This is a genomic window from Pseudomonas sp. BIC9C (assembly GCF_034541995.1).
In the GTDB taxonomy this organism is placed as follows: domain Bacteria; phylum Pseudomonadota; class Gammaproteobacteria; order Pseudomonadales; family Pseudomonadaceae; genus Aquipseudomonas; species Aquipseudomonas fluorescens_CC.
Genome location: NZ_JAWDGM010000001.1, coordinates 1,239,487 through 1,256,184, shown reverse-complemented (window position 1 = coordinate 1,256,184; position 16,698 = coordinate 1,239,487). Strand labels below are relative to the sequence as shown.

The following is a 16,698-nucleotide window of genomic DNA, read 5'->3' as shown; positions in this document are numbered from 1 at the left end:
GTATCAGTCAACATCATCGTTGAATGTTGAACTGCTTCGCGAGCAGGCTCGCTCCCACATTTGATCTGTGTTTCAGACGGCTACAGGTGCCGCACTTGCCTCGCGTCCAGCTTTCAACGCCGGTCGATACAGAACGTAGTAATACGACCCCAGACAAATCAGCCAGCAGAACACCGCCGTCCACACGTTGTGCGAGAAGAAGTGCGCGCCTTGCATCATCCGCCCGATGGAGAACACCGAGCCGAGGGCGAAGGCGAAGACAAACGCTGCGCGAGCCATGCGCGGGCGACGGTCACGCAATACGAAAAACAGGGCAAACAGGGTGAAACCGGTGGCCGCGTGGCCGCCAGGCCAGCAACGTCCCGGTTTTTCGGTGTGCGGGCGAGGGCTCAACAGTTCGCTGTAGGTCTCGTGACCGCCGAATTGCTCAAGGCTCCAAGGGCATTGCACTGCGGTCACCGCTTTCATGGGCGTGACAAAGGACGTCGCCAGGCCCAGGGACAGCACCAGGCAACCCAGTTCGCGCTTGAGCGGTTTGAGCCTGGTCATGAAGAACGAAGCGATGTAGCCGAGGATGGCGAACACCGAAAATGCAATGACGACCTGCTTGGCGCGGGTGTGCAGGATGTTTTCCAGGAAGTAACTGTGCCGTCCGATGAAGTCACCCGCGACCGGGTCGTAGAACAGCTTGGCAAGGTCCATGTCCAGTGAGGTCAGTTCGAGCAACACCAGAACGATCGCCGCAACGGCGGGAACCCCCAGGCACACCCGGAAATTGAGCGGGCGAGGGGCAGGACGGACAGCAGTTGATGACATGGTGGATCCTGAACAAAGGAAAAGGCCCCGGGGCATCAGCCCGGGGCGATTCGGTTAACGTTCGCCGACTTGACCGGCACCCTCCTTGGGCGCCTTCCAGCCAAGCAGCTGTTGCTTGAAGCCATAACTGGCCGTTTGGTAATAGGTGATTGCGCGGGTAATCAGCGGGTCATCGGCGGTCGACCGGGACTCGCGACTTTCAGTCAGCGCTTCATCGTGACGACGCAAGCCCTGACGTGGGCTCAAAATCGCCAGGTCCTTGCCGTCGAACAACCCCAGGTGCTGGTAGTTACCGACCACCACACGTGGTGGCAGCGGGTTGTCCTGCAACAGGTTACGGCCAAAGAACGTCGATTCATAATCCAGATTGAGCAAGCCCAGCAACGTTGGCGCCAGATCGATCTGGCTGGCCAATTGTGCAGTTTCCCGAGCTTCGATCAACTTGGGCGCATAGATGAACAGCGGAATCTGATAGTTGGCGATGGGCAAGTCTTCCTTACCGGCACTGCCTGCGGTGTGGTCGGCGACAAAGACGAAGATTGTATTGTCAAACCAGGGTTTTTGACGCGCCTGCTCGAGAAACTGGCCGATGGCGTAGTCGGTGTATTTCACCGCGCCGTCACGGCCGTTCCCGGACTTGATGTCGATCCGGTTGTCCGGATAGGTGTAAGGGCGATGGTTGGACGTCGTCATCAGTTGCAGCAGGAAAGGCTGCTGCCTGGCGTAGTCGGCATCGGCCAGTTTCAGTGTCTGCCTGTAGAGATCTTCATCGGCCATGCCCCAGGCATTCTTGAAGTGAATCTCCGACTCCTCGACGCTGCTCTGGTCTACAACGCGATAACCATTGCCACTGAAGAACGCATTCATGTTGTCGAAGTAACCACGGCCACCGTAGACAAACACACTGTCGTAGCCCACGGCATTGAGTTGCTGGCCAAGGCTGGCAAAGCCGCTTTCACGACCCACGCGCTTGACGATCGAGCGACCGGGCGTTGGCGGAATCGCCAGGGTGATGGCTTCCAGGCCGCGGTCGGTGCGGGTGCCGGTGGCGTAGAAATTATTGAAATACAGGCTCTGCTTGCGCAAGGCATCAAGGTTGGGCGTCAGGTTACGGGTGTCGCCGTTGCTGCCCATGTACTTGGCGCTGAAGCTTTCAATGGTGACCAGCACGATATTGGGCTTGCGCGGTGCACCCGGGTTATCGATCTGCCGGCGAATGTCCTGCGGGTCCTGACCCACGAAGCGGGCATTGGGTTCTGCCAGTTCGGCGCGAATCTGTTGGGCAACCACGGCCGATGGCAGTGTGCTGTAGAACTGCGGGTAGTCCAGTTCGTTGTTGCGGAATGCCGCGAAGAATTGATACGGGCCATTGCTCGCCAGTTCGTTCTGGTAGGCGTTGCCGCCCTGGGCGCGCGGGGCGTCCTGGCTGAGCAGTTGCATGCTCAGGCCAGCGACGATCAACAAACCGAGCGCATTCAGCAAGCGCCCACGCAGCGGCGGCAACGGCGCATCAAGTGCGGCGTTGAAGGGTTTGCGCAATGCAAGACTCAGGACCACGGCCAGCACGGCGAGGATACTCAGCAGCGTGCCGATCGGATATGACTCAAGCAGGTTGTTCAGTACTTCGTCGGAATACACCAGATAGTCGACGGCAATGAAGTTGAAGCGCACGCCGAACTCATCCCAGAACAGCCATTCGGCCACCGAGGTGAACAACATCGCGAACAGACTGACCGTCAGCAGCCCCTGAAGGAACCAGCGATGGCCACGCGTGCGCCACAGGGCCGGGGGGCACAGCAACAGGTAGAGGCCCATGGGCAGTGCTGCGTAAGCGATAAAGCCCAGGTCGTAAAGCAGGCCGATGCCGAACACCGACAGGAAGCCGCTTCCGGCCTCATCCAGATGCGTCAGGAGCAGGACTGTTCGAGTCAGAAAAAAAATCACCAGCCAGGAGCCGGTCACCAGCAGCAAAAAACGCATGGGGGCCGTCTTCAAATAGTCCATTTGTTGTATTCCTTTTATCAAACGCGTGTGAGTCTCGGCTGACCGCTGTAGTCAGCACGTGAATCGATAGTGAAAAACTTGTTAATCATACCTTTTGGTTGATCGAATTGATTCACCCCTGGCCTTCCCCTAGCCGTGAGCCACACTTGGCCTTAAGCTGCGCGGGCCATGACGGCCGTTACTGTGGACGGAGAGATACCCATGCGAATTCTATTGGTTGAAGACAACCGCGATATCCTGGCCAACCTGGCCGATTACCTGGGGCTCAAAGGCTATACCGTGGATTGCGCGCAGGATGGTCTGTCTGGCCTGCATCTGGCGGCCACCGAGCACTACGATTTGATCGTGCTCGACATCATGTTGCCCGGCATCGATGGCTACACCTTGTGCAAGCGCCTGCGCGAAGATGCCCGCCGCGAAACGCCGGTGATCATGCTCACGGCCCGTGATCAACTGGATGACCGTCTGCAAGGCTTCAAGTCCGGTGCTGATGATTACCTGATCAAGCCGTTTGCCCTGTCTGAACTGGCGGCCCGTATCGAAGCGATCATGCGCCGGACCCAGGGCGGTGGGCGGCGGACCTTACAGGTCGGCGACCTGAGCTATGACCTCGACACCCTGGAAGTCACCCGCGAAGGCCGGTTGCTGAAACTCAACCCGGTCGGCCTGAAGTTGCTGGCCGTGTTGATGCAGAAAAGCCCGCATGTGTTGCGCCGTGAAATTCTTGAAGAAGCGCTGTGGGGGGATGACTGCCCGGACAGCGACAGCCTGCGCAGCCATGTCCACCAACTGCGCCAGGTGATCGACAAGCCGTTCGCCAAGCCATTGCTGCAAACCGTGCACGGGGTGGGGTATCGCTTGGCCGAGGGCCGTGATGGAGTTTAAGCAGAGCCTTGCTCAACGCATCATCATTGCCTTTGCGCTGATGAGCGCACTGGTGGCGGGTACCTTTGCCATGGGTATCGTGGCGACCGTGCACCTGGTGGAAGAAAAACTGATTTCGGCAGGTCTGGGCGGCGATTTGCAGCGCCTGTTGCTGATGGACAATGTCACGGACTGGAGCCATCGTCCCGAACCGGACCAATTGTTCTACTTCAGCGGCGGACCGGGTGATTTCAGCTTGCCCAAGGATCTGCGGCACCTGGAGCCGGGTTTCCACGAAGTGTTCCGTGAAAACCTGTCGTACCACGCCATGGTCGAAATCGTCGACGGCCGACGTTACGTGCTGTTGCAGGACCAGAGCGACTTCGAAGAGCGTGAGCGGGTGCTGTTTGCCGTGGCGCTGGTGGGGTTCGTATTGAGCCTGGCGCTGGCGGTGTTTCTCGGCTGGATCCTGGCACGCAAGGTCATGGCGCCGGTGGTGCGGCTGGCCCGCCAGGTACGTCATCGCGATCAACTGCTCGGTTTGGCGCCTCCTTTGGCTCCGGATTATGCCGCCGACGAAGTGGGCGAACTGGCCGTGGCCTTCGACGCCACCCTCGGGCGCTTGCGTCAGGCCCTGACCCGCGAGCGGTTGTTCACCAGCGACGTCAGCCACGAACTGCGTACGCCCTTGATGATATTGGCCAGTTCCTGCGAGTTGTTGCTGGAAAACCCTGGTATCGATCAGCGCGGTCGCGCCCAGGTCGAGCGCATTGCCCGGGCGTGTGAAGAAATGCGTGAGCTGGTGCAAACCTTCCTGATGCTGGCCCGTGCCCAGCGTGAAGACGCCAGCATGTCGCCACAGCAGTCCCTGGGCCAGGTGGCCGAGGGCCTGCTCGGTCTGTGGCGCGAGCCCATTGAAAGCAAAGGGTTGAAGCTGATCTTCGAACCGGGCAACCCCGAGGCCAAGGGCTACAATGCGACCTTCTTGCACGCGGTGATGGGTAACTTGCTGCGCAACGCCTTGCATTACACCGAACAGGGCTTCATCCGCCTGACCCTGACGGGCACCGGCTTTCTGGTCGAAGACAGTGGCGTGGGTATTCCCGAGGAAAAACGCGAGGCGATGTTCGAACCGTTCGTCCGGGGCAACGAAAAGCGCGGGGAAGGGTTGGGCCTGGGGCTTTCATTGGTGCAGCGGATCTGTGAAAACCAGGGCTGGAGCGTCAGCCTGACAACCATGGAGCCCAATGGTTGTCGTTTTCAGGTGGAGTTGTCCCGAACCTGATCTGTTGAGTCAGGCGTCCAGCAAACTTTATCAATTCTGTAAAAGCCTGTAATACTTCCAGGTTTCCCGTAATGAAATTTTCACAAGTGAATCACCTGTCACCGACACCGCGAAACCTAAGGTAGCTGCTATCAGTAGTTCAGGAGACCAGGTGATGGACGGCCCGATCAAACTCGATTTTTCCGAAAAGTACGACGAGCAACACGCGCAACGCTATTTGCGCAAACACCAGGAAGGTCTCGGCCGTCGACTGTCCCATTGGCGTGACGAACAATTGGCGCGCAAGGCGCTGGACCTGGTTGGCGAGCCCGGCCTGATCCTCGACTTGCCGTGCGGTGCAGGGCGTTTCTGGCCCTTGCTGGCGGAAAAAACCAACCGCGTGATCATCGGTGCCGATAACTCGGAGTCCATGCTGAAGGTCGCAACCCAGGCGCAACCCGCCGACGTGGTGAAACGGGTACAGCCCTTGCACACTTCTGCATTCGACATCGCCTTGCCGGACAACGCCGTCGACAGCATTTTTTGCATGCGCTTGCTCCACCACATCGGTGAAGCCGAGCATCGCATGGCTGTTTTGCGCGAATTCGAGCGCGTTACCCGTGACAGCGTGATCCTTTCGCTGTGGGTCGATGGCAACTTCAAGGCCTGGAAGCGCAAGCGTTTGGAGAAAACCCGTGGGCAGGCGGGTTACCAAAACCGCTTCGTGTTACCGGCCGCTACCGTAGAGAGGGAATTTGAGCAGGCGGGTTTCCGCATCCAGGAACAACTGGACTTTTTGCCGCTCTATGCCATGTGGCGAGTTTACGTATTACGCAAGAGGTAACAGGATGGCAGTGCAGTGTGCAGCAGAAACGGAAGTCGCTCCCCAGGATCGCTTCGATTATTTTTGGAATCAGCGCGGTGAATGGGTAGAAGAACCTAACGTCCGTCGCGGCGGGGAAAGCGGCGTTCAACGAGTGATGGGCAGTGATGGACAACTGCTCTACGCCAAGCGTCAGACCGGGCATATCCATCGTAGCTGGCAGCACCCTTTCGGGCGGCCGACAGTACTGCGCGAGAGTGCTGCGCTCAACGGTGTCGCCGCGCTTGGCGTACGGGTTCCGCATATCGTTTTCTGCGGCGCGCAGCGTGATCCAGTGCACAAATGGCGTGCCTTGCTGGTCACCAGGTCGCTGGACGGCTTCGAGGAAATCGATCGCTGGTACGCCGGTGGCGGTCGCGAGCGTCATGGTGAAGCCATACACGACCGCGTGCTCAAGGACCTGGCTGAAAACCTGGCGCGCATGCACAAGGGCCGCTGGCAGCACGGTTGCCTTTACGACAAGCACGTATTCGTTCGCGTGACCGGAGAGGGCGAGACGGCCAAGGTTGAAGTGGCCCTGATCGATCTGGAGAAATCCCGACAGCGTTTGACCGCTCATCGCGCAGCGGCCCATGACATGAAGCAATTGCGTCGCCACTCATCGTTCAGCGAAGCAGACTGGAAAAAACTCGTCTACTTTTATGAAACGGCGTTTGGCAGCGCTATCAAGGGTTTATAGCGATGAAACTCGAAATTGCACGAGGTTTGTTTCTGGTAGGAGCCTTGGCAGTTGCATCGATCGCGATGGCAGCCTGGGAGCAACCGCGCCCCCAGGTTCTCAGCTCGATAAACGCAGAAGAACATTGTCCATTGCCGCGGGTTGCGAAGGCATCCGTGGCCACTCGACCCGATCATGATTTGTTGTTGTTCATGTTCGGACTATCTCAGGGATTGAGGCCGCAGAATTGAACCGATTGAAGCCAAAATGAAAGGCCTCGCTGATGCGAGGCCTTTTTTTGCCTTTGGAAATCTACCGGAGTGCATAGGGCCACTGTGGGAGCGAGCCTGCTCGCGAAAGCGATGTATCAGTCAACATCCCTGTTGAATGGTAAGCCGTCTTCGCGAGCAGGCTCGCCCCACAGATTCCTCTTACAGGTTGTTCCGCATCAGGGTTTATCCGGTTTGGCCAGCAACGTGTAGATGCAGGGCAACACAAACAGGGTGAACAGTGTGCCGATCGACATGCCCGTCGCGATGACCGTGCCGATGTCGAACCGGCTGACCGCGCCAGCACCGGTGGCGATGATCAATGGCACCATGCCGAATACCATCGCTGCGGTGGTCATCAAGACCGGACGCAGGCGGATGGCTGCCGCTTCCTCCACTGCTTCGCGTGCCGTCAGGCCCTTGTCCTTGCGTAGCTGGTTGGCGAACTCGACGATCAGAATGCCGTGCTTGCTGATCAGCCCGATCAACGTCACCAGCCCGACCTGGGTGTAGATGTTCATGCTCGACCAGCCCAGGAACAGCGGAATCAATGCACCACAGATAGAGAGGGGCACGGTGACCAGGATCACCAGCGGGTCGCGGAAGCTTTCGAACTGGGCCGCCAGTACCAGGAAAATGACCGCCAATGCCAGGGCAAAGGTGACCCACAGGGCACTGCCTTCCTGAACGTACTGCCTCGATGCGCCGGCGTAGTCGAAGGCAAAACCGGCAGGTGCCTCTTCCCGGGCGATCTGATGCACAAGGTCTACGGCTTCCCCCATGCTCACCAGCGGCACTCCGGACAGGATGGCCGAGTTGAGTTGCTGGAACTGGTTCAACTGTCGCGGTCGAGCACGGTCGGTGACGGTGATCAGGGTCGACAGCGCCAACAGTTCGCCCTTGGCGTTTTTCACGTAGTAATTGTTCAGCCAGTCCGGATTGTCGCGGAATGGCTGTTCGACCTGGGCAATGACTTTGTAGCTGCGACCTTCAACGGTGAAACGGTTGATCTCGGCTTCACCCAGCAGGGTTGCCAGGGTTCCCCCCAGATCCTGCATGGAAACCCCCATCTGCGCGGCTTTGGCGCGGTCGATATCCACCACCACTTCCGGCTTGTCGAAAGCCAGGTCAACGTGGACAAACGCAAACTTGCCGGATTCCTTCGCCCGTTTTTTTACCCGGTCGGCCACCTGCAGCAGCAACTCGTAATCATTGGCGGAGTTGATGACGAACTGGAACGGCACACCTTCGCCGGTGCCCGGCAGAGATGGCAGGTTGAAGCCGAAAATCTGCAACCCCGGGATCTTTTCCAGTTTGGCCTGCACCTCGGGCAGGATCGACATTTGCGTGCGGCTGCGCTCGTTCCACGGCTTGAGCAGGAAACCGCCGATGCCCGATTGCACGCCGTTGAAACCATTGATCTGGAACGACGAGTAATACTCGGGAAACGCCTTGAAGATCGAGACGAACTCGTCGGTGTAGATGTTCAGGTAGTTGAGGTTGGTCGGTTGCGGGGCGTTGGCGATCATGAAAATGATGCCTTGGTCCTCATCCGGCGCCAGTTCTGATTTGGTGAACTTGAGAAGGACCGGAATCAGGCACAACACGATCACGGCGAACACCAGCACCACCGGCCGGGTGTTGAGGGTGCCGTGAAGTATGCTCTGGTAGCGGCGCTTGAGGCTTTCGAAAATCAGGTCCAGGCGATGGGCCAGGCCACTGGGGTTCTCATCGTGGCGCAGCAGAAACGCACACATCATCGGCGACAGGGTCAGGGCAACGATACCGGAAATCACCACCGCGCCGGCCAGGGTCAGGGCGAACTCCTTGAACAGCGCCCCGGTCAGGCCGGTCAGGAAACCGATCGGTGCGTACACCGCCGCCAGGGTGATGGTCATCGAAACCACCGGCATGGCGATTTCCCGGGCACCTTCAATGGCGGCTTCGAGCGGAGTCTTGCCTTCCTCGATGTGGCGGTGAATGTTTTCCACCACGACGATGGCGTCGTCCACCACCAGGCCGATGGCCAATACCATCGCCAGCAGGGTGAGCAGGTTGATCGAGTACCCCATCATCTGCATGAAGAACATGACGCCGATCATCGACAGCGGGATGGTCACCACCGGGATCACCACCGAACGCAGGGCCCCGAGGAACAGGAACACCACCACGATCACGATCAGCACCGCCTCGAACAGGGTTTTCACCACTTCGTCGATCGAGGCCTGGATGAACAGGGTGGCGTCATAGGCGATTTCACCCTTGAGGTTCGGTGGTAGCTGGGCCTCGAGGTCCGGCATGATCTTGCGCACTTCCTTGATCACTTCCAGCGGGTTGGCGCCGGGCGTCGCCTTGATGCCGATGTACACCGAAGGGGTGCCACCGAACGAGCTGATGGTGTCGTAGTTTTCCGCGCCCATTTCCACGCGCGCCACATCCCGCAGCAGAACACGGCTGTCGCCATCGACCTTGAGCGGAATGGCCCCGAAGGCTTCGGCGGACTTGAGTTCGGTATTGGCGTTGATGCTGGTGACCACGTATTCGCCTTTCACCTCGCCGGCAGCCGAGAGGAAGTTGTACTGGCGCACCGCGTTGGTCACATCGCTGGCACTCAAGCCGAAACCCGCGAGCTTCGCCGGGTCCAGCCACAGGCGCATGGCAAACACCTGGTTGCCGAGGATCTCGGCTTCGGCCATGCCGGGCAAGGTCGCCAGTTTCGGCTGGATCACCCGTGACAGGTAATCGGTAATCTGCGGGTTGTTCAATTCCTTGCTGAAGAAGCTCATGTACATCAGCACTGACGCATCGGCAGATTGCTTGCTCAGCACCGGGTCTTCAGCGTCCTGGGGCAGCTGGCTCTTGACCTCGTTGGCCTTGGCCAGCAGTTCGGTAAACAGACGGTCGCTGTTGGAGCCGACACGTGCGTAGATCGAGATGACCGAAAAGTTCTGGCGACTCACCGAGGTCATGTAGTCGATGCCCTCGGCGCTCGCCAGGCTTTGCTGCATCGGTTGAGTGATATAGCCCTGGATGGTCTCGGCGTTGGCCCGGGGTAGGCGGTGGTCACCGTGATCAGGGCGTTTTCCATTTGCGGGTACTGTCGCAGCGGCAGTTTGCCCCAGGCCTGGAAGCCCAGCAGCACAATCAGCAGGCTGACCACAGTTGCGAGAACCGGGCGGCGGATGAACGGATCGGTAAAAGCCATGGGGATTCCTTGATCAGTTCGCGCGTGGCGGGCTGTTCTGCTCGGCCAGGGTCTTGTCGTCGCTGATGGCGATGTGTGCGCCGTTGTCCAGTTTGAGCTGGCCGGCGGTCACCACTTTCTCGCCGCTCTGCACGCCTTTGGTGATCATCACTTGCCCGTCGCGGCGTTCGCCGGTTTCGACAAAACGCCGTTCGGCGATCAGCACCGGCTGGCCCTTGTCATCCTTTGCGGGCTGCCATCTTCGGCCTTCTTTGGTACGGCCACGTACACCGAGTTGCCGTAGAGCGTGTAGGTAATCGCGCTTTCCGGTACCACGATGCGCGGTTGCGGGTCGGGCAGGAGCACCTGGAGGTTGGCGAACATGCCTGGCATCAACTTGCCATCGGGGTTGGCCAGGGTGGCGCGGACCTGCACGTTACGGGTGCTGTTCTCGACTTTGGGGTTGATTGCACTGATGGTGCCGGGGTACTCCAGGGTCGGATACGCCGCGACAACGACCTGCACTGGCTGGCCGAGGGCAATCTTCGGCACCGACTGCTCGGGCACAAAAAAGTCGACATACAGGCTGCTGAGGTCTTGCAGGGTGGCGATCATGGTGCCGGTGGCCACATAGTCGCCGACGTCCACCTGACGAATGCCGATGGTGCCGCTGAACGGCGCGATGATGCGTTTTTTCTCGAGCGCGGCCCTGAGCTGATTGACTGTGGCCCTGCTCTTTTTCAGGACCGCCGAGAGGCGGTCGAACTCGCCTTTGGAAATGGCCTGGCTGCCGACCAGTTGGCTACCGCGACCGTAATCAAGCTGTGCCAGCCCGAGGTCGGCCAGCGCAGTTTCCAGCAGGGCACTTTCAACGGCGCTGTCGAGACGCAGGAGTGGTTGACCGGCCTTGACCTTTTGCCCTGACTCGAACTGCAAATCGATGACGGTACCATCGGTCTCCAGGCTCAGGTCCACGCCTTGCAATGCCTTGAGCGTGCCAACGGTAGGCAGGCGGGCTTGCCATGGGCGCTCGGTGGCGGTGGCCACGGCAACGCTGATGGCCGGTCTGGGCGCAGAGAAGCCTTGAACCATCGTGTAGATCGAGAAGGCCTTGTACGCGGCCAGGACCAGCACAATCAGTAGAACCACACCCAACATGATCAGCATGCGGCGACGCAGCATATTCCAGTTCCTTGGAGGAAATCAGGTGAGACAGCGGGGCACATTACCGGGAGTGTAGAGGGTAATCCCACTGCCGTTTTTACAGTTCGTGAGGTATTAGAGGGGGGAAAGCCTGAAAAGATTCTCCGCCTTGGGCCGCGCCTGCCGGGTGTCCGTCATCCCGATACAAGCGCGGCCCAAGGCGGCGATTTTTTCAATGATTCAGGCCATCAGATGCAGATGGTTGTCCCAGAGCCCTGCCGGCAGCTCCAGCGGCTTTGCAATAAGATTTGTCTGGCGGCAATCGTAGTAGCGGCAGCGCCCCTGACCCGAGGTCACGACAAAACCGTCGGCCACGGCGCCGACCCCGGCGCAATCGGGCAGTGGTGCATCCAGGCGTACTTCACCGCTGTCCAGGTCCCAGATGAAAAAACGGTTGCCCCGTGGTGCCGTCAATGCCACCAGGCGCAAGTCGCTGTGTATCGCGACGCTGGCGGTGTAGTGCCCCATGGCCTGCAACTGATGCTCGGGCACCGGGAACGCGACGAAAGGCTGACCGGGACGCTTGATCGCCAACAGCTCCGACGGCTCGTGGGCCGCCCCCATGAACTGCTGGCTGGCGACGATGGTGCCGTCACTGGCGATGGCCAGATGGCGCACGCTGTTCATCTGCTGGGCGAGGGTTTCCTTGCTCAGCAGGGTGCCGTCACGCTGCATCAGGACCAGGCTCGGTTCCATGGCGTTGAGGTTCATCTCCACCCGGCTTTCGGCCTCGGTGCGAATCCCGCCGTTGGCCACCACCAGGGTTTCGCCGTCGGGCATCCACGACACCTGGTGCGGTCCGAGGCCGTGGGTGGAAACTTCACCGCTGTGCACCAGCCTTTCGCCTTCGAACTTATACACGCCGAGCAGGCCGCGCCCCGGATCGGTGGTGTCATTTTCGGTGGCGTACAGCCAGTCACCACTGTGGTGAATGACCGCATGTCCGTAGAAGTGCCGGTTCGGCTGTGACACCACGGTTTGCAGGAGCGCACCGTCGCGCAGGTCTATCAGGTAGCTCTCGGTACCCGGACGGCGGGCGACAAACAGCGCAATCGGCTGTGTCGGGTGGTTGACGATGTCGTGGCAACGCTGGCCGACCCGGGTGGCGAACACCTGGGTGCCGTCCAGTCGATAACCCACGGCGTAATGCTGGCCATCGGTATCGTCCCGTGCCGAAAGCAACAACGGACTCTTGTCCTTTTGCCTGAACAGCTTCCAGCCGCCCAGCGTCACCGCACCCAGCAACAAACTACCTAATGTCAGAACCTGGCGTCGCAGCATGGACCTCGCCCTCATCAGTCACCGTCGTTGGCGTTGAAGCCCAGTTGGATGCCCAGCGCCTTGGCAAGATCAGCTTCGTGCAGGCGATGGACGACATTGAGGCTTTCGTACAGGTCGTTGAGTTGCTGGCGGCCGGCGTCATCACCGAGCATTTCGGTCAGCGAGCGCTGGTTGCTGGCGAACAGTTTCAGCGAGGCGGCATAGGCCGCATCGATCTTGTCGGCCAACGGTTTCTGCTCGCTCGGCAACAGGCTGCGCAGGCCTTTGTTATCCACACCTTCCCAGACGGTTTTGGCGGCCGCGAGGCTGGCTTCGAGGCTGGTCAGGGAGCTCTGGCTACGCCATGCATCGGCCTGGAAGGGTTGTGGCACGCCCTTGCTCTGGCGACCCATCGGCGTGCCGAGTTTTTTCTTCAGGGTGTCGATGGCCGTGACCTGCACGCGCAGCAGATCGGCGATCGCTTCGTGGGAGTCCGCGTAGCGCTGGTTCGGGAACTTGCTCATTTGCGCGAGCATGCCGTCGGTGTTGTTCCAGGTTTGCAGAATCTCTTCGGCCAATTGCTTCTGGCGTTCGCCAATCGCGACCAATAGCGGGCAGTACCTGGCCTTCTGTTCAGCGTTGGCTACATCAGGCTTGCTGTCGAACAGAATGTATTCGTAGGCCGAGAGCCCCTGTACCACAACACTGGACTTGGCCAGTGCAGTGGCATCGATCTGCGGCTGGGTGGTGACCAGTTGCTCGACCTGACGGCCGACCAGGTTTTTCTTGTCCGGCCAGAACTGCACTTGCCACGAACGGTTGCCTTCGGCCAACGGCCCGATCAGCAATGGTTGCAGTTCGGCCCAGGCTTTTTGCGCATGCAGGAAATCGGCACGGGCGGTTTCCAGGGTTTCCTTGCCTTCGCAATAGGCGAGGGCACTGACCGCCAATTGACGGTCGGCTTCAACCCAGCGGGTGTAGGTCGGCAGGATCACCGACTTGGCGATGGCCGCCGACGTGACCGCTTGCGGGTCCTGGGGCGAGCAGGCACCCAGGGCGAGTGCGGCAAGGCTGGTGAACAATAATTTGGGACGGAACATGTTGGGCTCCCGCGAATGGAATGCGTGTTAAAGGGAATTCAGGAACGCCAGCAACGCGGTACGCTGCTCGGCATTGAAAGACAAAACCTGTTGCTGCGCCGCGGTCGCCTCACCGCCATGCCAGAGCACGGCTTCGAGCAGGTTGCGGGCGCGGCCGTCGTGCAGGAACTGGGTGTGACCGCTGACCGCCTGTGTCAGGCCGATGCCCCACAACGGTGGGGTACGCCATTCGCGGCCGCTGGCCTGGAATTCGGTACGGTTATCAGCCAGGCCGTCGCCCATGTCATGCAGCAGCAGATCGCTGTACGGGCGAATCACTTGATTGGCCAGTTCAGGTTCGGCGGCGTTGGCGGCGGTGGTGTATTTCGGTGTGTGACAGGACTGGCAACCGGCCTGATAAAACAGGGTTTTGCCGGCCAGCACTTCAGGGGCGTTGACGTCACGACGGGCCGGGACGGCGAGGTTACGGCTATAGAACAGCACCAGGCTCAGGATGTTATCGCTGACTTCTGGCTCGCCATTCGGGCCGTTGCCATTGGGGGCCTGTTTGCAGGCAATTTGCGCGTCCGTGCAGTCGTCAAAGGGTCTCAGGCTGGTCGTGAGGCCCATGTCACCCGAAAACGCGTGAACATTTTGTTGATTGAGGTTCGGTTGTCCGGCTTTCCAGCCAAATCTTCCCAAAACGGTCTTTTGCCGGGCATCGTCCCACACCTGGTTCGGTCGTCCGCTGATGCCGTTGTTCGCCTTGGCCTGTGCCTCGGCGTTGGCCAGGATCGCCTCGTCAGGGATTGCTTCAAGCAGGCCCAGGCCAATCATCGGCGGCGCTATACGTGCCGAGAAACGGGTGTCGGGGTGCATCGGGCCGTAGCCCAGCCGGGTGATGTTCAGGCTTGGCTTGCGCAGCTCGACTTCGGTACCGTCCCTGAAGCGAACCGGCACGGCGGTGTAATCGACCCGCACTTTGCCTTCGGGGGCCACACCGGGTACGGCCATGTCCTGGAACTGACCGCCGTAGACGGGTTCCGGCACCACGCCGAGCTGTTCGATGACCTTGGCATACGCCGGAGCGTCGGGAATCGACAGGCGTACCAGCATCGACACGGCGTTCGCATCGTCCGGGGTCGGCGGATGGCCGCGGCCGTCCTTGATGTGGCAGCCCTGGCAGGCATTGGTGTTGAACAGTGGGCCGAGGCCATCGCGAGCGGTCGTCGTCGATGGGGCGATCACCCAGGGGCTGCGGAAGAAACTGTTGCCGACGCTGAAATCCACACGCCGTGATGGCGGCAGATTCGCCGAGGGCATCGAAAACGCGTTCTGATCGCTTTTGCGCACCGTCGCACTGCCGCCGGAGCGGGCTTCACCGGGTTCAGCCTGGGTGAATTTCGGGGCGTCATCGCAGGCACTCAGGCCCAATGCCAGAAACAGTGCGGACAAGCGAAGAGGCAGCGGGGGCATCAGACATCCTGCAAGACGAGCAAAACAAGGGCGCAAAGTCTAACAGGGGATGGGAATTTGAATAAGAGGAATTATCGTTTGCTTGATGTGGGGCAGTAATTTGAAGTGATGGGCAACACAGAACCCTGTGGGAGCGAGCCTGCTCGCGAAGAGGCCATAACAGCTGGTATCAGTGGTGTCTGACCCACCGTTTTCGCGAGCAGGCTCGCTCCCACATTGGTCTGCGTGTAGCAGATGCAAAAAAGGCGACCCGAAGGTCGCCTTTTTCATTCAGCCAGCGTTGATCAGAATTCGTGATCAGCGTTGTCCGGGTTCAGGTCGTTGATCCCCAGTTTGCCGGCGGCGGCTTCGATCGAACCGGTCTGCTTGACCAGCGACGCGATGGCGTCACGGACGATCTGGTTGCCCGCGGTATTGCCCGCAGCGATCAACTGGTCGTAGTGCTCACCCTTGTTGGCGTGGTCGACCATGATCTGGATCTTGGCTTCGGTGGCGGCCAGGTCGTCTTTCAGCGCGGTGTCGGCAGCCGGGTCGGCTTTGGCCACCAGGGACGACAGGCTGGCGCCGGTCATTTTGGTGCCGTCGACGCGAGTGTATTCACCCAGGTACACGTTACGAATGCCCTTGGCATCGTAGAAGTGCGAGTTGTGGGTGTTGTCGCTGAAGCAATCCTGTTCGTCTTCCGGGGAGTTGGCTTCCAGGGAAACCTTCATGCGCTCGCCCGCCAGTTCGCCCAGGGACAGGCTGCCCATGCCGAACAGCATTTTGCGCAGGCCGGACTCGGCCGGTTCCGCTTCCAGGGTGGCGCGGTAGTTGTCGGCCACGTTCGGCTTCCAGTTACCGACCATTTCTTCCAGGTCGCTGACCAGCAGTTGGGTCACGGACTTCAGGTAGGCACGACGACGGTCGTTGTGGCCGCCGGTAGCGCCTTTGCCTTCCAGGTAGTCCGAGGCCGGACGGTTGCCGGCGCCTGGGCCGGTGCCGTTCAGGTCCTGGCCCCAGAGCAGGAATTCGATGGCGTGGTAGCCGGTGGCGACGTTGGCCTCGGAACCGCCCAGCTCGTTCAGGCTGGCGAGTTTTTCCGGGGTGATGTCTTTGACATCGACCTTGTCTTCGCCGATCTGCACTTCAGTGTTGGCGATGATGTTGGCGGTGGCACCCGGGTTGCCCAGAGCGTGTTCGTAGGATTTGTCGACGTAGTCGATCAGGCCTTCGTCCAGCGGCCAGGAGTTCAACTGGCCTTCCCAGTCGTCAATGATGGTGTTGCCGAAGCGGAACACTTCGCTCTGCAGGTAAGGCACGCGAGCGGCAACCCAGGCAGCCTTGGCGGCTTTCAGGGTGTCGTCGTTCGGCTTGGCGAGGAAGGCGTCGACGGCGGTTTGCAGGGTCTTCGCGGTGGATTCGGCATCGCTGTAAACGGCGAAAACCATGTCGGCGTAGTGAGCGACAACGGCTTTGGCGGCGGCTTCGTCGACTTTACCGGCAGTGGCAGGCGCAGCGGCCGGAGCAGCCGCAGTGCTGGCAGCTGGCGCAGGCGCGGCAGCTTTTTCTTTGTCTTTACCTTCGCCGCAACCGGCGAGGGCAATAGCGATGGCCAACAGACTGGCGGTAGCCAGAGGCATACGAATCATGGCGAACATCCTGCTTCGATAGAGAGTGGAGTCGTGCTATGCGCACGCAAAACTGCGACATAATGCAAATCTTTCGCATTATGTGTAAAGGGTTGTACCTGGAAATA

General features: G+C 59.9%; 11 protein-coding genes and 2 pseudogenes. 5 read left to right on the top strand and 8 right to left on the bottom strand.

Annotation, left to right across the window (positions count from 1 at the left end):
• Positions 1–72: 72 nt before the first annotated feature.
• Together RS887_RS05880 and RS887_RS05875 are read right to left on the bottom strand one after the other, a co-directional pair.
• Positions 73–816, bottom strand: coding sequence for a phosphatase PAP2 family protein (locus RS887_RS05880; RefSeq protein ID WP_322614722.1), 744 nt, complete (start codon positions 814–816; stop codon positions 73–75).
• 54 nt (positions 817–870) lie between these two features.
• A complete protein-coding gene (locus tag RS887_RS05875; protein ID WP_322614721.1) occupies positions 871–2,820 on the bottom strand; it encodes an LTA synthase family protein in 1,950 nt (649 codons plus the stop codon).
• Between the two features lie 201 nt (positions 2,821–3,021).
• Between RS887_RS05875 and colR the strand changes: the two genes are divergently transcribed.
• From colR to RS887_RS05850, 5 genes are all read left to right on the top strand, one after another.
• Positions 3,022–3,705 carry a two-component system response regulator ColR gene (gene colR / locus RS887_RS05870; protein WP_085718688.1) on the top strand — a complete coding sequence of 228 codons (684 nt, stop codon included), beginning with the start codon at positions 3,022–3,024 and terminating at the stop codon, positions 3,703–3,705.
• Positions 3,695–4,969: a HAMP domain-containing sensor histidine kinase gene (locus tag RS887_RS05865; RefSeq protein WP_322614720.1), complete on the top strand. Its 1,275-nt coding sequence runs from the start codon at positions 3,695–3,697 to the stop codon at positions 4,967–4,969. Before colR ends, RS887_RS05865 begins: the two co-directional genes overlap by 11 nt.
• Positions 4,970–5,123: 154 nt before the next feature.
• Entirely contained in the window at positions 5,124–5,792 is a 669-nt protein-coding gene (locus RS887_RS05860) for a class I SAM-dependent methyltransferase (RefSeq protein ID WP_111279803.1), read from the top strand.
• Positions 5,793–5,796: 4 nt separating this feature from the next.
• The gene (locus RS887_RS05855) at positions 5,797–6,510 is read left to right on the top strand and encodes a lipopolysaccharide kinase InaA family protein (protein WP_322614719.1); all 714 of its coding nucleotides are present in this window, start codon (positions 5,797–5,799) and stop codon (positions 6,508–6,510) included.
• A 2-nt stretch (positions 6,511–6,512) separates the two neighbouring features.
• On the top strand, positions 6,513–6,740 hold the full coding sequence (locus tag RS887_RS05850; protein ID WP_322614718.1) for a hypothetical protein: 228 nt from the start codon (positions 6,513–6,515) through the stop codon (positions 6,738–6,740).
• Between the two features lie 197 nt (positions 6,741–6,937).
• On the opposite strand, the pseudogene RS887_RS05845 reads toward RS887_RS05850, so the two are convergent.
• The 6 genes and pseudogenes from RS887_RS05845 to RS887_RS05820 form a co-directional block, all read right to left on the bottom strand.
• Positions 6,938–9,963: pseudogene (locus tag RS887_RS05845) on the bottom strand (multidrug efflux RND transporter permease subunit).
• Between the two features lie 13 nt (positions 9,964–9,976).
• A pseudogene (locus tag RS887_RS05840) lies at positions 9,977–11,124 on the bottom strand (efflux RND transporter periplasmic adaptor subunit).
• Between the two features lie 201 nt (positions 11,125–11,325).
• A complete protein-coding gene (locus RS887_RS05835) occupies positions 11,326–12,426 on the bottom strand; it encodes a DUF1513 domain-containing protein (protein WP_322614717.1) in 1,101 nt (366 codons plus the stop codon).
• Between the two features lie 14 nt (positions 12,427–12,440).
• A complete protein-coding gene (locus RS887_RS05830; RefSeq protein WP_322614716.1) occupies positions 12,441–13,505 on the bottom strand; it encodes an imelysin family protein in 1,065 nt (354 codons plus the stop codon).
• A 27-nt stretch (positions 13,506–13,532) separates the two neighbouring features.
• The gene (locus tag RS887_RS05825) at positions 13,533–14,960 is read right to left on the bottom strand and encodes a di-heme oxidoredictase family protein (protein WP_322614715.1); all 1,428 of its coding nucleotides are present in this window, start codon (positions 14,958–14,960) and stop codon (positions 13,533–13,535) included.
• A gap of 284 nt (positions 14,961–15,244) precedes the next feature.
• Entirely contained in the window at positions 15,245–16,591 is a 1,347-nt protein-coding gene (locus RS887_RS05820; protein WP_322614714.1) for an imelysin family protein, read from the bottom strand.
• Between the last annotated feature and the right edge of the window lie 107 nt (positions 16,592–16,698).

Bases quoted from the DNA above. Each gene is read 5' to 3' on its own strand.
- RS887_RS05880 (WP_322614722.1), bottom strand. From the start codon at position 816: ATGTCATCAACTGCTGTCCGTCCTGCCCCTCGCCCGCTCAATTTCCGG.
- RS887_RS05875 (WP_322614721.1), bottom strand. From the start codon at position 2,820: ATGGACTATTTGAAGACGGCCCCCATGCGTTTTTTGCTGCTGGTGACC.
- colR (WP_085718688.1), top strand. From the start codon at position 3,022: ATGCGAATTCTATTGGTTGAAGACAACCGCGATATCCTGGCCAACCTG.
- RS887_RS05865 (WP_322614720.1), top strand. From the start codon at position 3,695: ATGGAGTTTAAGCAGAGCCTTGCTCAACGCATCATCATTGCCTTTGCG.
- RS887_RS05860 (WP_111279803.1), top strand. From the start codon at position 5,124: ATGGACGGCCCGATCAAACTCGATTTTTCCGAAAAGTACGACGAGCAA.
- RS887_RS05855 (WP_322614719.1), top strand. From the start codon at position 5,797: ATGGCAGTGCAGTGTGCAGCAGAAACGGAAGTCGCTCCCCAGGATCGC.
- RS887_RS05850 (WP_322614718.1), top strand. From the start codon at position 6,513: ATGAAACTCGAAATTGCACGAGGTTTGTTTCTGGTAGGAGCCTTGGCA.
- RS887_RS05835 (WP_322614717.1), bottom strand. From the start codon at position 12,426: ATGCTGCGACGCCAGGTTCTGACATTAGGTAGTTTGTTGCTGGGTGCG.
- RS887_RS05830 (WP_322614716.1), bottom strand. From the start codon at position 13,505: ATGTTCCGTCCCAAATTATTGTTCACCAGCCTTGCCGCACTCGCCCTG.
- RS887_RS05825 (WP_322614715.1), bottom strand. From the start codon at position 14,960: ATGCCCCCGCTGCCTCTTCGCTTGTCCGCACTGTTTCTGGCATTGGGC.
- RS887_RS05820 (WP_322614714.1), bottom strand. From the start codon at position 16,591: ATGATTCGTATGCCTCTGGCTACCGCCAGTCTGTTGGCCATCGCTATT.